We start from the raw sequence: 13,543 nt of genomic DNA, 5'->3' as shown, positions 1-13,543 counted from the left end.
GAGATTAAACGATCTGCAGCGAGTAATAACTTTTGCAGTTAACAATAATAAATACCTTTTGCGTCTTTATGGCAAGAAAATATATCACCTTGACAGCACTTCATTGATATATACAGCACCATACGCTTGATAATAAAGATGTTATTATTTTTAATTTGACAAAAAAACCGTTTCACATTTACGTTTATCGCTGCAACGAAAAATTCCGAGAAGAGTTTATTTTATTATTCCGCACAATTATTCATGTAATGGATAGATAAACCACAATATAAAAGAAAGCCTTGATGTTGATGAATGGTAATAGTGCGATTTCCTCAAGATGATTCTCCACCATCGCATTCCTGTTACGAAAGAAATAGGTGACGACGACACCACCTGCGGTACACTGATTGCGTTTGCTGACAACATGTTTACCGATGTACTTACTCGTTAACTTAATGATAGATAAATATGTTTACCCCACAACTACGTCATTCCTCTTCTGCTTTCGTGATGCAGTCAGAAACTGGGTGCATCACGCAATTCCCTGCAATAGCTTACTGTAAGGTCACATTCGACGCGGCCTCTTACCGGGATGCGCTTTTTAGCGAATATGGCATCCCTTTTCCTTCGGTGCTTGATAAAGCGGTAGTAAAACGGCGCGCGGAGTACCTTGCGGCTCGCTATGCCGCCGGACAATTATTACAAAATGCTGGCTGTGATGGTCATGTGGGTACGTCTTCAGGCCGGGAGCCCGTCTGGCCTGCGGGCTGGTGCGGCAGCCTTTCTCATACCAGTGGTCACGCTATTGCGATTATTGCGCCCCGTAACGCAGGCTTAACGCCAGGCATTGATATTGAAATGTTCGACGCAAAGACCATGAGGGAGACGGCGGAGATGTTCACCAGCCCTGAGGAACGGCGATTACTTGCCGCCTGTGGCTTAGCGTATGAAACGGCGTTGCTGATACTGTTTTCCGCCAAAGAGAGTCTGTTTAAGGCGCTCTATCCTGAGGTGAAACGTTTTTTCGGTTTTGAAGCGGCGCGAATCTGTCGTATCGATACTTCGGTACATAGCATTACCCTTGAGCTAACGCAGCCGCTGACGCCTGAGCGCAGACAAGGATGCCAGTTTACTAGTCTGTATCTTATCGGGGAAAATCGTGTGATTACGCTGATCGCGTAAGGCAGTGGCCGGGTATCAAATCTGGAAAGGCAGCAGCGATTGCCGCTGCCTTTTGTTACGACTTACAGACCCACAATGGTGCCGGTATTGGTGAGCGTATTCGATTCGAGATCAAGGCCGTAAAAACCGCCCAGAACCGCGTCTTTACCGCTGTTGGTGACTTTATTTGCGGTCACTTTCGCGGTGCCATAACTCAGCATATTGAGATAGTTATACACGTTACCGTCTGTTTTCACGGTTAATGCATAATCGCTGACTATATTGCCTCGGTTATTAATATCGTTTACCGCATTAATCCCAATGCTTTGCCCAAGCATATTACTGTTGCTGTTGTTGGTAACATGCCGTTGGGTAGTGAGGGTAAGGCTGGTTCCCGCCAGGATATCTTTGAAGTTCTCGATACCGTTCAGGGCATTAATCGCCAGCGCGTGATCAGCGGCGATGGTGTTGCGGTTATACAGCACACCTTTCAGCACGCTGAAATTCACATCGCCTTTACCGCTGATCCAGCCATAGTTGGTAGTGCTGTTATCCACGCTCAGGTTCAGGTTCTTATCCGAAGCGATAACGCCTGTCGCTGTTCCATCTTCCAGCTTACCGTTGCTGTAGTTTTGCAGCGAAGCGGCGCTGATATCAAGATTGCCTGCACTGTAGGTCATTGCATAGTTATTGTAGAAAGTACCGGCGACCTTAATCAGGGCATTGGCTCCACTCATTAGCATCGCTCGGGTATTATCAAACGTTCCTCTGGACAACAGACTCAACGGACCGTTTTCGGCAATCATGCTGCTGTTGTTGTTGTAGATGTTCTGCCCGGAAAGCGAAATTCCAGCTTTACCAACCATACCGCCCACATCACTCGCTACGCCGAAATACTCACTGTTGCTACGGCCAAAGTTATTGCCATCACGGTTTTCGATACTGCCGGCAGCATTGATGGTGAGTGACTTATTTGCCGCAATCAGCGCCGTGTTGTTATAGACACTTGATCGGGAATCAATGGAGATGTTCTCACCTGCGATTAACCCGTTGTTATTATCCACCGAGTTAGCAACCAGCTTGATATCACCCACCAACGAGGTTACTGAACCCCGGTAGTTATCGAAATTGCCCGCCATGATAAGGTCAATATTTGTACCGCCAGCAATCTGTCCATAATCATTACGTAACCAGTTCCCGCTAATTCCGACATCGCCAGCAGAGATAATCTTACCGCTATAGTTATCAACCGTTCCTTTTGCCGTCACATTTACATCACCCGTCAGGGAGCGCAGCGTACCGCGGTTATTACCTACATTACTATTAGAGGTAATTGTCAGATCACCTCCAGCCTCAATAAGGGAATTATTGTTGGTAACGTTGTTTGCGGTAATAGAAATATCACCAGCACCCAGCATATAGAGATAGTTATACAGATTACCTTTGGTCACAACGCTAATATCGCCATCGCTAACAATATTACCGCGGTTATTAATATCGTTTACCGCGTTAATCGTTATCCCGTTACCGACCATATTGCTGTTGTTGTTATTTGTCACATGACGCTGCGAATCCAGCGTCAGGCTGCCACCTGCGGAGATATCTTTAACGTTCTCAATACCGTTCAGGGCACTGATCGCAAGTGACTTATCAGCGGCAATGGTATTGCGGTTATAAAACGCCCCTTTCACAACATTCAGCGCCACTGCGCCTTTACCACTGATCCAGCCGTAGTTAGTGAAATTGTTGTCGACATTCAGCGTAATATCTTTATCTGAGGTGATAAAACCTGTGGCGTTATTATCGATAAGCGTACCGTTGCTGTAGTTTTCCAGGGAAACGGTATCGAGTGTGAGGTTGCCTCCACTGTAAATCGTTGCGTAGTTATTGTAGAAAGCCCCGCCAGTTTTAATGGCGGTATCAGCCCCGCTGACCATCAGCGCACGCGTGTTATCAATGTTCCCTTTCGCCTGCAGGCTCATTGCTCCATTTTCTGCAATGATGCGGCTGTTGTTGTTGTAAATATTCTGCCCGGAAATCTCAACGCCGCCTTTACCGATCAAGCCACCGATCTGTTGCGGCATGCCGAAATAGACGCCAAAGTCATTGCCAAAGCTATTACCATCGCGGTTATCAACATTCCCGCCTGCATGGATGGTCAGTTTTTTACTGGCTAATACCAGTGAGCGGGTGGCGTTTACTCCGGCTTTCGCGTCGATGGCGATATTTTGCCCCAACATGAAACCGCCGTGAGTATCTACCGCATTCGCACTCAGTGAGATATCACCTTCTTCCGCACTCACAACGCCAACATAGTTGCTCAGGTTACCGTTGACCGAGACCTCCACGCCTTTCTTGCCGCCGATGCCACCGTAGTCATTACGATAGGAGTCGCCCTTCACAATCACTTTGCTATTGGAAAGAAGATTGCCGGAATCGTTATTGACCAGCCCCTTGCTGTTTAGCGAAACATCGCCATTTGATGCGATCTGACCACCGCTGTTATTGATGCTATTAGCATTGATCTCCACACTGGTATCGCCCGCGATGCCTAAGGAGTCGGAACTGACGGTATCCGCTGTTTTGGTGCTACTGTTGTTAACAGCGCCACCGGCAGCGATTTTGATATGGCCGCCAGCAGAGCGGATTAAGCCTTTGTTGTTATCGATGTTGCCAAGGCTGGCAATATCCATGTCGCCTGATGTTTCCAGAATACCGCTATTGTTGTTAATCGCACCGGTATCCAGCCCCAGATAGCCACCATGTATCTGGCCGTTACTGTTATTTAACGTACCGGTTTTTAAGGTGACAATCCCCGCTTCAATGCCGACATTGTTCCCTTTACCGGCATTGGTAAAGGTATTGTTATTGGTATCGACGGCCAGCATACCGCTGGCGGCAATTTTGCCGTTGGTGTTATCAAATGCGCCGCTATTAACGTAGATATCTGCCGTAGTGGAAATCGTACCTGAACGGGCATTAACAATTGCGTTCTTATTGGTATCGAGATAAATAGCACCAGCAGAAGTAATAACGCCCGTAGTGTTATCCAACTTGCCGTTGGTATTAATCTTTGTTGAACCGACCGATTGAATCTGCGCATTACTGTTCAGTAGCTGGCCATTGGCATCAATGCTGATGCCGCCAGTACCACCGGCAATAACCCCCTGGTTACGCACACCGACGCCGCTTTCGGTACTGATAAGATTAATTTTGTTCGCGTACATACCGCCAACTTGCGCAACGTCAACGCTATAGCTGTTACGTGAACCTGACGCAGTGACAGTGCCGGTCACCTGGCCGTCTGTATTAACGTAGTTATTACCCGCAACAATATTCAGTTCGTCAGCGTTAACTTTCCCGCTGAGCACTACATTGCGTGACAGAATTTCAGTTGGACTGGCGTTATCCAGTTTACTGATAGTAATGGTACCGCCGTTTACGGAATAACCCGCGAGTTTGTCGTTCTGAATATCTGGCGTACCGGTGGTCAGCGTGAGTTTATCGCTATTGATCGTACCGCCACCATTAACCGTAATGCCATTGGGGTTGGCGATAATCAACGCGGCTTTATCGCCCGCCACTTCCATCATGCCGTTGATCGTCGATGCATTTTTGGAGGTGACTTCATTGAGAATAACTTTTGCCGACCCGGATGTCAGATTGCTGTTACCCTGGATGGTACCGCCCAATACTGTATTGGATGCTGAACCGCTGTTATTAAAAATAACACCATTTTTATCGACGTTCAGGTTGTCCCAGACATTATGTGACAGGCCGTTGCTGTTAGGTTTATTAATATCCACGACCGGCACGCCATTCGCATTATATAGCGTACCATTTTTCATATTTAAACCAGCGGAATGCGCGGCAGCAGGTAATGCCAATATCATTGCAACCGTCAACGGGGCCAACTGAGTTCTCACAAGGCGTTGAACTTTCTTTTCCGGATTAATCACGCTTTTGCTTCCCTTTAATTAACTTTCAGAACCAATTTCAAATAAAACGTTCTCGACCTTGCTTCATGAACCAGGATTGTATTTTATTTATTCGAACAAATTCACCGGTAAACAACACTATGGATACCAGTTCGGAATAAAAGTGGGAACCTGGCACCTCGCAAGAAATCTGAATTTCTATAAAGCCTGTGAAAGCAAAAGCATCAGGATTGAATAGAACAGTACCCGCAAGCAGGGGAATAAAACAAGGCCGCGTGAGAAAATAACAGGGGTTGAGAACAAGAACAATACACGACACTTCAAAATCAGAGGATTCAGCTAGCGTGTCGGGTGATAAATAAACATTCAACGCGCATCATTTAGAATATTTTTAAAAGCATTAAGAGAATGGAAATATCGATACAGAACTGTCTTTTAAGCCAATATAAGAACGCCAATATTATTAACCTCCTTAATACAACCCTTGATCGATTAACTTAATAAAATAAACAACGTTGCGTAAGAAAATAGCTGCGGACTAATAACAAAAAACCCGGTAGCGTACCGGGTTTATTTTTAAGAGATAGTGAGATTAGAACAGCGGCTTACCAGAAGCGTCCTGTACATTGGCTTTCCATGCGGCGCGAACCTGAGCGGTAACGGAATCCGGCAGCGGCGCGTAATCCAGATCGCTGGCGATGGTGTTGCCATTTTTGTAAGACCAGTCGAAGAATTTCAGCACTTCGGCGCCTTTCGCTGCATCATCCTGTTTTTTATACACCAGGATAAAAGTAGTGGACGAAATCGGCCATGCATCTTTGCCTTTCTGGAAAGTGAGATCCTGAGCGAACGATTTGCTCCAGTCTGCCCCTTTGGCGCTGTTGCTGAAACTCTGCTGCGACGGCTCAACCACTTTGCCATCGGCGTCAAACAGCTTTGTCCAGGTCAGGTTGTTCTGCTTAGCGTAGGCGTATTCAACATAGCCAATGGAGCCCGGCAGACGCTGCACAAACGCGGCAACACCATCGTTACCTTTGCCGCCTAAGCCAACCGGCCAGTTCACCGTTGAGCCTTTACCCACTTTGCTTGCCCAGTCAGCATTCACTTTTGATAAATAGCTGGTGAAAACAAAAGAGGTGCCGGAACCATCTGCGCGGCGCACCACGTTAATATTCGTATCCGGCAGTTTGACTTTCGGGTTCAGTTTGGTGATTTCCGGGTCGTTCCACTTTTTAACGGTGCCCAGATAAATATCGCCAAGCGTTTTACCGTCCAGCGTCAGTTCGCCGGATTTTACGCCAGGGATATTAACCGCCAGCACCACGCCGCCAATGACGGTCGGGAACTGAAACAGGCCATTTTTCGCCAGATCATCATCACTCATCGGGGCATCGGAAGCGCCGAAATCCACGGTTTTCGCAATAATCTGTTTTATGCCACCGGAAGAACCGATCCCCTGGTAGTTCACCTGAGATCCTGTCTGTTTTTGGTATTCAGCCGCCCATTTTGCATACACAGGCGCCGGGAAAGTACCACCAGCACCCGTCACATTCGTTGCCGCGAAAACAGTAGTCGTAGAAAGTGCAAGAGCAGCAGCCATCAGGCGAACTGACGCATTAAGCATTGCCATAGTCTCTCCGAATCGAAATAGTGATTAAATTTTTGAATAATATTAAGAGCCACGGCAGCATAGAGCGAATTTATGACAATTTTGTGTCAACCGTGAAAAATAAAAAAAGGCGGCACAACAAGCAAAAAAAGACCTCCGGATCGCAATCGGGAGGTCTAAGCAAACCTTATAAAAGATGAATTAACCTAACGGTTAAAATTTGCAACTCTGCGCGCTCTGAAGGAACGCACTGAGTTACAGTAGCCACGGCTATTAAACACGAAAACCGCAGCCCTCACATGACAGATATGCAACATTATGTAAGTTATTTTTTCTACACGCTAAATTACTCGCACCGAGAATTTTCCGCTGACTCAAAACGATATTGCTTCATCAATGAATGACTTTGAAAAATAGCCAATCCGTTTTTAAAGGCATCAGCACGATATATAGCGAAAAATTAATCTTATTTCGGCATATAACTTTTACTTAATCCGGCAGTGGATATCACCTCACCGTCTACTGTTGCATCAGTCCAAAGCGTGTCGTAACGGTAACCTGTCAAATCTTCGACAACTTTACGTGCTTCAGGCGTCACACTCAGTTTATTTCCGTTAGCTTTCAGGCGGTCAAGTTCATCGACAAAAATACGGTGCGTGCGCTTATTTAGATGGAAGGTCAGCGCTTGCCACATTGCCACCAGCAGAAGCCCGGCGGTGCCGATAAACAGCAGCATCACAATGGTAGTGATTGCTTCCTGAGGCTGTTGCAGACTGCCTTTCACAAAACCGCCGCTCTGCAATAGTAACCCCACGGCAAAGGTTGCAATTGCTACCGTAGTTTTACGTGAAAACGTCATCACGGCAGCAAATAGCCCTTCGCGGCGTTGACGCGTAACCATTTCGTCAATGTCCGGAATAAACGGGAACACGTTCCACGGCGTGAATTCCAGAACGCAGCGCCCAACCTGGTAAAACCCGGCAAGGATCACCAGCAGCACCACTTTGTTTTCCGGGGGGAATTGATACACCAGGAAGAAACCGCCCAGGCACAGCAACATCATGCTGTAGGCAAAAACATAAAGCCGGGATGGGCCATATTTAATAATGGCGAAGCCCGCGGCGAGCGTTACCGGCAGCCCGACGATGCTCATTGACAGCAAGGTTCCTGCCAGAGAAGACGAGACATGCAAACAATAGACACAGAAAAAGACAAACACCGTGTTATAAATGTCTTTCGCCGTGAAAGAGAAAAGATAAATAGCCAGATGCTTGCGGAACGCACGAATTTTCAGCGTCGAGGCATAATCCTTAAATAACTTAATCACGCCGGTGAGTGTTTGCGCCGCATTGCCAGTTTGACGTTTTTTCTCCATCTCCTGCATCATTTCTGGTGTTATTTCGCGCTCCCAGCTTACTTTCCAGGAAATAAATACACAGACCATAAACAACACAGCAAAGACCACACCGTTAATCAAATAAGCATCTGCGTTTTTTTCACCCAGCCAGCCAATTAGCACACCGGGGATAAAGGTCGCGAGAAACGTGCCGGACGCAGAAAGAAACATGCGGCAAGTGGAAAGCTTGGTGCGATCGTTAAAATCTTTGGTCATTTCCGAGGGCAATGTTTCCCACGGGATTAAGACCATGGCAGCAATAATTTCAAACGCCAGGTAAACGGCAAGATAAAACCAAAAATTCATGCCATTAAGCCATAACAAAATATAAACCAGCATCAGCGGCGCGCCGATAAGTAAAAAGAAACGGCGGCGGCCAAATTTCTTGCCTAAAAAGTTCTTATAAAAATGATCGGTAAAACTGCCCATAAACAGGCTCACGATAGCATCAACAATCCTTGCAATCGCGACAATGGACGCTGCCTGAATCGGTGATAAACCGACAAAGGTGGTGTAATAAAATAGCAGCCAGGCACCAATTACCGTAAAAGCGCCACCGCCCATTATGTCTGTCATGCCATAACCAATGCTGACAGGAATCGTCACTTTTCTGTTTTTACGGGTCATAGCCACCCCCCGCAACTGCTCAGCTTTATAAGCCTCTCAGGCTGTAAATGTTCTTTATTTATCATGGACATAAAAACTCCACAGAGAATTATTTGTGCCAGAACGGCTCCGCTAATAACGGCCGCCTGTTGCCACCGGAAAACATCGCAGTCTTCACGTTATATCCCTTGGGGAATTTATGTCTACTACCATACAAGTTGAATTGTCGAAAATGTGACCTCAGGCATAAGCCAGAAAAAATCGCCTTCGTAAATTCTAAAAAAGTCAGAAATGGGATCGAAAGAACAGTTAAAAAAATACACTTGTGAAGTGACGAAAACCCTGCGCAGCGCAAACAAAAAACCCGTCTGATATCAGACGGGTTTTACGCTTCAGCGCACAGTTCATTCCAGTAGCTATAGCGCATCACCAGGTGAAAGCGCTCATTTTTCATCGTAAATCCATACAGAAGGATGATAATCAAGACCATAAAGCAGGCCGAACGGGATCAGCAGCGCAACATGGCGCCCCGAGTCATATTCCCCCTCTTCTGTCTGTAATGGCAGCGTCGGGGTAAGGCGATTAAGCCACTGTTGCAGCAATGTCTTCATCAGCGCGTTCTCCAGCAAAGGTTGACGTGCTCAGTTAAACGCAAAGCGCGCCATAACCAAAACGATCATTTTTGCACTGGTTTGCCGAAAAACGCATTTGGCTTGCGCCATCCCATTTCATGTAATATTTTAAGTTACATGATTGACAGCTATCCCGGAGATAACGTGGCGCAGAATACGAACGACATTTTTAACAGCGAATTCTCGCGCCAGTACGATGCTTACAACGAGCGGCTGGGCGAAATTGCCAATAATCTGCACCTGCTTATCTCTTTGTTGCTGAAAAAAATGCCGCATCAAGCGCGAATTCTCTGTGTTGGTGTCGGCACCGGCAGCGAAATCATCCGCCTTGCACAGCACCATCCACAATGGCGCTTTACCGGCATTGATCCCTCGCCGGATATGCTCGCAGTCTGCCAGCAAAAGCTCGACCAGGCGGGCATTGCCGACCGCTGTGCGTTGCATGAAGGTTATCTTAATGAGCTTCCCGCCAGCGGCGATTATGATGCGGTACTCTGTCTGCTGGTGACTCACTTTATTCAACATCCGCAGCGCGATGGCATCTATTCACAAATGGCGAGCCAGTTAAAACATGGTGGACGTGTGATCACGGCGGAAATCGCCGGAGACATGCACAGCCCGGCGTTTGATGAACAGCTCGAAGTGTGGACAACCATGCACGAAACCGCCAGCCAGGCACCGCGCGATATGGCGGAAATCAAAGCGCAACTGTCGCAGCGCCTGCTGCTGTTGCCCGCAGAAACCACGGAAGCACTGATTGAACAGGCTGGTTTTACCCCGCCACAGCGCTTTTTCCAGTCGCTGCTGATCCATGGCTGGACGGCGCGCAAAAGCTGAGGTGTTACGCCTTGCGCGAACAGCAGGCAATGTAGTTTAACTGGCAGCGATTTGCGCGGAAAAAGCGGAACATGCCGAGAAAACGCATCCGGTTATCACGTGTCCGTAAGCCATTAAAAACTATGCGCAGCGCACGCGCGAAACCTTCATCACGGATCAGCCCAACGGGCGACATCAACGACATTGCCCCGTGGCGCGTATCTACCGCGGCAAAGCCATTGTCGATAAACAATGTTTTCCATGCCGCTTCTGTCAGCGGGCTGACATTCGATTTCACTACCTGCTCCAGTTGTGACTGGTTATCTGTCGCCAGCCCGCTGCGCATAAACATAATGTCGTGCGTCAATAAACGGCCGCCGGGTTTCAGCACGCGATAATATTCGCTGATGAGTTTTGCTTTCGCTTTGTCCACATACATGGTCAGCATTGCTTCGTTAATCACCACATCAAAGGTGTTATCGTCGAACGGCAGCTTATTCGCATTGGCTTCGCTAAGATGTATATAGTTGTCGAGACCGGCAGAAATCACATTTTGCCGCGCCTGTGCGAGCGCGTTTTTATCCATGTCGATGGCGTCGACCATGCAGCCAAAACGCTGCACCAGTTCAATCGAGGTGGTGCCCATATTGCAGGCGACTTCCAGCACCCGGCTCTGCTCATTTAGCGGTACCTGGCTAAACAACCATTCGGTTGCTTCCACCCCGCCGGGGCGCAAACGCGTTTTCCCGAGGCTCGCCAAAAAGGTATGCCCTGCTTTATCACTGTCGGCCATCGGACTCTCCTCACCATAACATGCATTTCGCACGCAACTTATCACAACAGTGTGGAGATGAGAATGACTTTCATCAACAAAAAAGCCCCTGCGTTTTCGCAAGGGCAAGGCTGTGTCCGAGCCATAAAAATTAGTTAAAGACCATACCGCCATCGATCAGCAAGGATTGACCGGTCATATAGTCGGAATCCGGCCCGGCGAGATACGAGACGCAGGCGGCAACGTCTTCTGGTTCCGAAAGACGCCCAAGCGTAATGCGTTTGGCAAACTCCTCCGTGCCATACCCCAACGGTTTACCGGCCGCTTCCGAGACCTGGCGGTCAATCTCCGCCCACATCGGTGTTTTCACGATGCCCGGGCAGTAGCCATTAACGGTAATGCCAAGCGGCGCGAGATCCCGCGCGGCGGTTTGCGTGAGCCCCCGTACGGCGAACTTGCTGGAACTGTACACGGCCAGTTCCGGGTTGCCGACATGCCCGGCTTGTGAACAGGCGTTGATAATTTTGCCGCCGTGTTTTTCCGCTTTGAAGGCTTTTACCGCTGCCTGGATACCCCAAATCACGCCTTTTACGTTGATGTTATAAACCTTATCCACCACTTCTGGCGTGATGGACTCAATCGGTGTCGAAGGCGCAACACCGGCGTTATTCACAATCACGTCAAACCCGTTCAGTTTGGTTCTGGCCTCCTCTACCGCCGCAAACACTTTGTCGCGGTCAGAGACATCCACCGTCACCGCAATCGCGCTGCCATTGCTGCTATTAATTTCGTCAGCCACCGCTTTTGCCGTTGCGGCGTTGTAATCGGCAACAGCGACGGCAAAGCCATCTTTCGCCAGACGCAACGCAATGGCTTTACCAATTCCCTGACCCGCTCCGGTCACAAATGCAACTTTTTTCATCATATCTCCTTGGTTTTCAAAGAATCTGGCTAAGATTGAGCTGGCCCATCAGCAGAGGGTTATCGCTGTAATCTACCGGGATGGCGACCACCGCCGGGCCGTCCGTATCCATTGCCGCACGCAGCGTGGGTTCCAGTTCTGCCGTGCTTTCGACAGCGAACCCTTTAGCGCCAAACGCTTCGGCATAGGCTTTAAAATCGACCGGGCCAAAATTAACGCCAGAAAGGCGCTGGTATTTTTTCTCTTCCTGAATGGCCACCATGTTGTAGGCGTTATCGACCCAGATGATATGCAGCACATTCGCCCCGAGGCGCACAGCGGTTTCCAGCTCCATGCTCGATTGTAAAAAGCCACCATCGCCGGAAACCGACACCACTTTGCGGCCCGGGTTGACCAGCCAGGCGCCAATCGCCCATGGCAGCGCAACGCCCATGGTTTGCTGACCGTTGGAAATCATCACCTGACGGGCGCGGAAGCTATAGAGATAGCGCGCAATCCAGATATGGAAACTGCCCATATCGACGGTCAGCGTGACATCGTTATTCACGATATCCTGCATCGCCCGCACAATACGCAGCGGGTGAATAGCGAACTGGCAGAGCTGTGCGCCCTTACGGCTGAGCAGTTCCCGCTGGTTGCGGCGCTCAATCAGGATCTCTGAGGCGCGCGGCGTGAGGATCAGCGGTTTTTCGATTTTCGCGGCCAGTTTGTCGAGCGTGCTGGCAATGTCGCCAACCAGTTCGCAATCCGGCACGTAATTGCGTTCTTCATAAGCAGGAAGCACATCGATATGAACCAGTTTCGCGTCACCGGTGTTCCACATTGATGGCTCATATTCCACCGGGCTGTAACCAATACAGATAATCAGATCCGCCAGGTGCAGCAGCCGATCCCCGGCCTGGTTATTAAATAACCCCACACGTCCGGCAAAGCGGGTGAAATGTTGCTGATTAACCGCGCCTGCCGCCTGATACGTGCTGGTAACCGGAATATGGCTTTTTTCCAGCAACTGATGCAGCGCCGAAATATTCTCTTCACGGCTTGCCATCAACCCGAGCAAAAACACCGGGTTTTGCGCCTGCGCGATAAGTTTCGCCACCTCGTCAATCGCCGCATCCGGCGCGGCACCTAACTGCGGCACACCGCTGGCGGGTAAGATAGTGCCGCTCGCCGGTTGGTCGGCAATATCTTGCGGCAGGCTGACAAACGCGCTGCCCGGCCGCCCCTGCTCGGCGGCGCGAAATGCATTGGAGACCACTTCGGCAATCGCGTCGGAGGAGGTTATCTCTACCGCATATTTAGTGACGGGGTTAAACATCGCCACCGTGTCCATGCTCTGGTGCACCAGCTTGGCTTTATCCGCGCGTTTCACCGCGCCGCCCAGCGCCACCACCGGGTCGCCTTCGCTGTTGGCGGTCGCCATACCGGTAATCAAATTGGAACAGCCGGGGCCGGAAGTGACCAGCGCGACGCCAGCTTTACCGGTGATACGCCCGACCGCTGCCGCCATAAATGCCGCGTTCGCTTCGTGGCGCACCGGAATAGTTTGAATGGTTGAATCAAGAAGCGAATCAAACACTTTGTCAATTTTGGCACCAGGAATGCCAAACACATGTTTCACTCCCTGCGCTTCCAGTTGTGCCACCACCATATCCGCACCGTGCGACCATTGATGTTTACGGTTTTCTTTGTTCATCATTTACTCCTTT

At 49.1% G+C, this 13,543-nt stretch carries 9 protein-coding genes; 2 read left to right on the top strand and 7 right to left on the bottom strand.

Annotated elements, in window-relative coordinates:
* Nucleotides 1-450: 450 nt before the first annotated feature.
* Nucleotides 451-1,164 (top strand): 4'-phosphopantetheinyl transferase, encoded by a 714-nt coding sequence (locus RT644_RS04475; protein ID WP_313625942.1) that lies wholly within the window; start codon nucleotides 451-453, stop codon nucleotides 1,162-1,164.
* 62 nt (nucleotides 1,165-1,226) lie between these two features.
* Here RT644_RS04475 and RT644_RS04470 read toward each other — a convergent pair whose 3' ends face one another.
* From RT644_RS04470 to RT644_RS04455, 4 genes are all read right to left on the bottom strand, one after another.
* Complete coding sequence (locus RT644_RS04470; RefSeq protein WP_409521831.1) at nucleotides 1,227-4,991, bottom strand: filamentous hemagglutinin N-terminal domain-containing protein; 3,765 nt, start codon at nucleotides 4,989-4,991, stop codon at nucleotides 1,227-1,229.
* A 682-nt stretch (nucleotides 4,992-5,673) separates the two neighbouring features.
* A complete protein-coding gene (gene pstS / locus RT644_RS04465; RefSeq protein ID WP_373964313.1) occupies nucleotides 5,674-6,705 on the bottom strand; it encodes a phosphate ABC transporter substrate-binding protein PstS in 1,032 nt (343 codons plus the stop codon).
* 451 nt (nucleotides 6,706-7,156) lie between these two features.
* Entirely contained in the window at nucleotides 7,157-8,713 is a 1,557-nt protein-coding gene (locus tag RT644_RS04460) for an MFS transporter (RefSeq protein WP_313625937.1), read from the bottom strand.
* Nucleotides 8,714-9,135: 422 nt separating this feature from the next.
* Nucleotides 9,136-9,303 (bottom strand): hypothetical protein, encoded by a 168-nt coding sequence (locus RT644_RS04455; RefSeq protein ID WP_020455223.1) that lies wholly within the window; start codon nucleotides 9,301-9,303, stop codon nucleotides 9,136-9,138.
* A 165-nt stretch (nucleotides 9,304-9,468) separates the two neighbouring features.
* On the opposite strand from RT644_RS04455, the gene RT644_RS04450 reads away from it, so the two are divergent.
* A complete protein-coding gene (locus RT644_RS04450) occupies nucleotides 9,469-10,161 on the top strand; it encodes a class I SAM-dependent methyltransferase (RefSeq protein ID WP_313625935.1) in 693 nt (230 codons plus the stop codon).
* Nucleotides 10,162-10,165: 4 nt separating this feature from the next.
* Here the strand turns inward: RT644_RS04450 and RT644_RS04445 are convergent, their stop codons facing one another.
* The 3 genes from RT644_RS04445 to alsS all read right to left on the bottom strand — a co-directional run bounded on the left by RT644_RS04445 (nucleotide 10,166) and on the right by alsS (nucleotide 13,530).
* Entirely contained in the window at nucleotides 10,166-10,933 is a 768-nt protein-coding gene (locus tag RT644_RS04445) for a class I SAM-dependent methyltransferase (protein WP_313625933.1), read from the bottom strand.
* A 130-nt stretch (nucleotides 10,934-11,063) separates the two neighbouring features.
* Entirely contained in the window at nucleotides 11,064-11,834 is a 771-nt protein-coding gene (locus tag RT644_RS04440) for a (S)-acetoin forming diacetyl reductase (RefSeq protein ID WP_020455226.1), read from the bottom strand.
* A 16-nt stretch (nucleotides 11,835-11,850) separates the two neighbouring features.
* The gene (alsS, locus tag RT644_RS04435) at nucleotides 11,851-13,530 is read right to left on the bottom strand and encodes an acetolactate synthase AlsS (RefSeq protein WP_020455227.1); all 1,680 of its coding nucleotides are present in this window, start codon (nucleotides 13,528-13,530) and stop codon (nucleotides 11,851-11,853) included.
* Nucleotides 13,531-13,543: the final 13 nt, after the last annotated feature.

The organism is Kosakonia sp. (assembly GCF_032104925.1).
Lineage (GTDB): Bacteria > Pseudomonadota > Gammaproteobacteria > Enterobacterales > Enterobacteriaceae > Kosakonia.
Note: the sequence above shows the minus strand (reverse complement) of the source record. Positions and strands in the feature narration are given on the sequence as shown.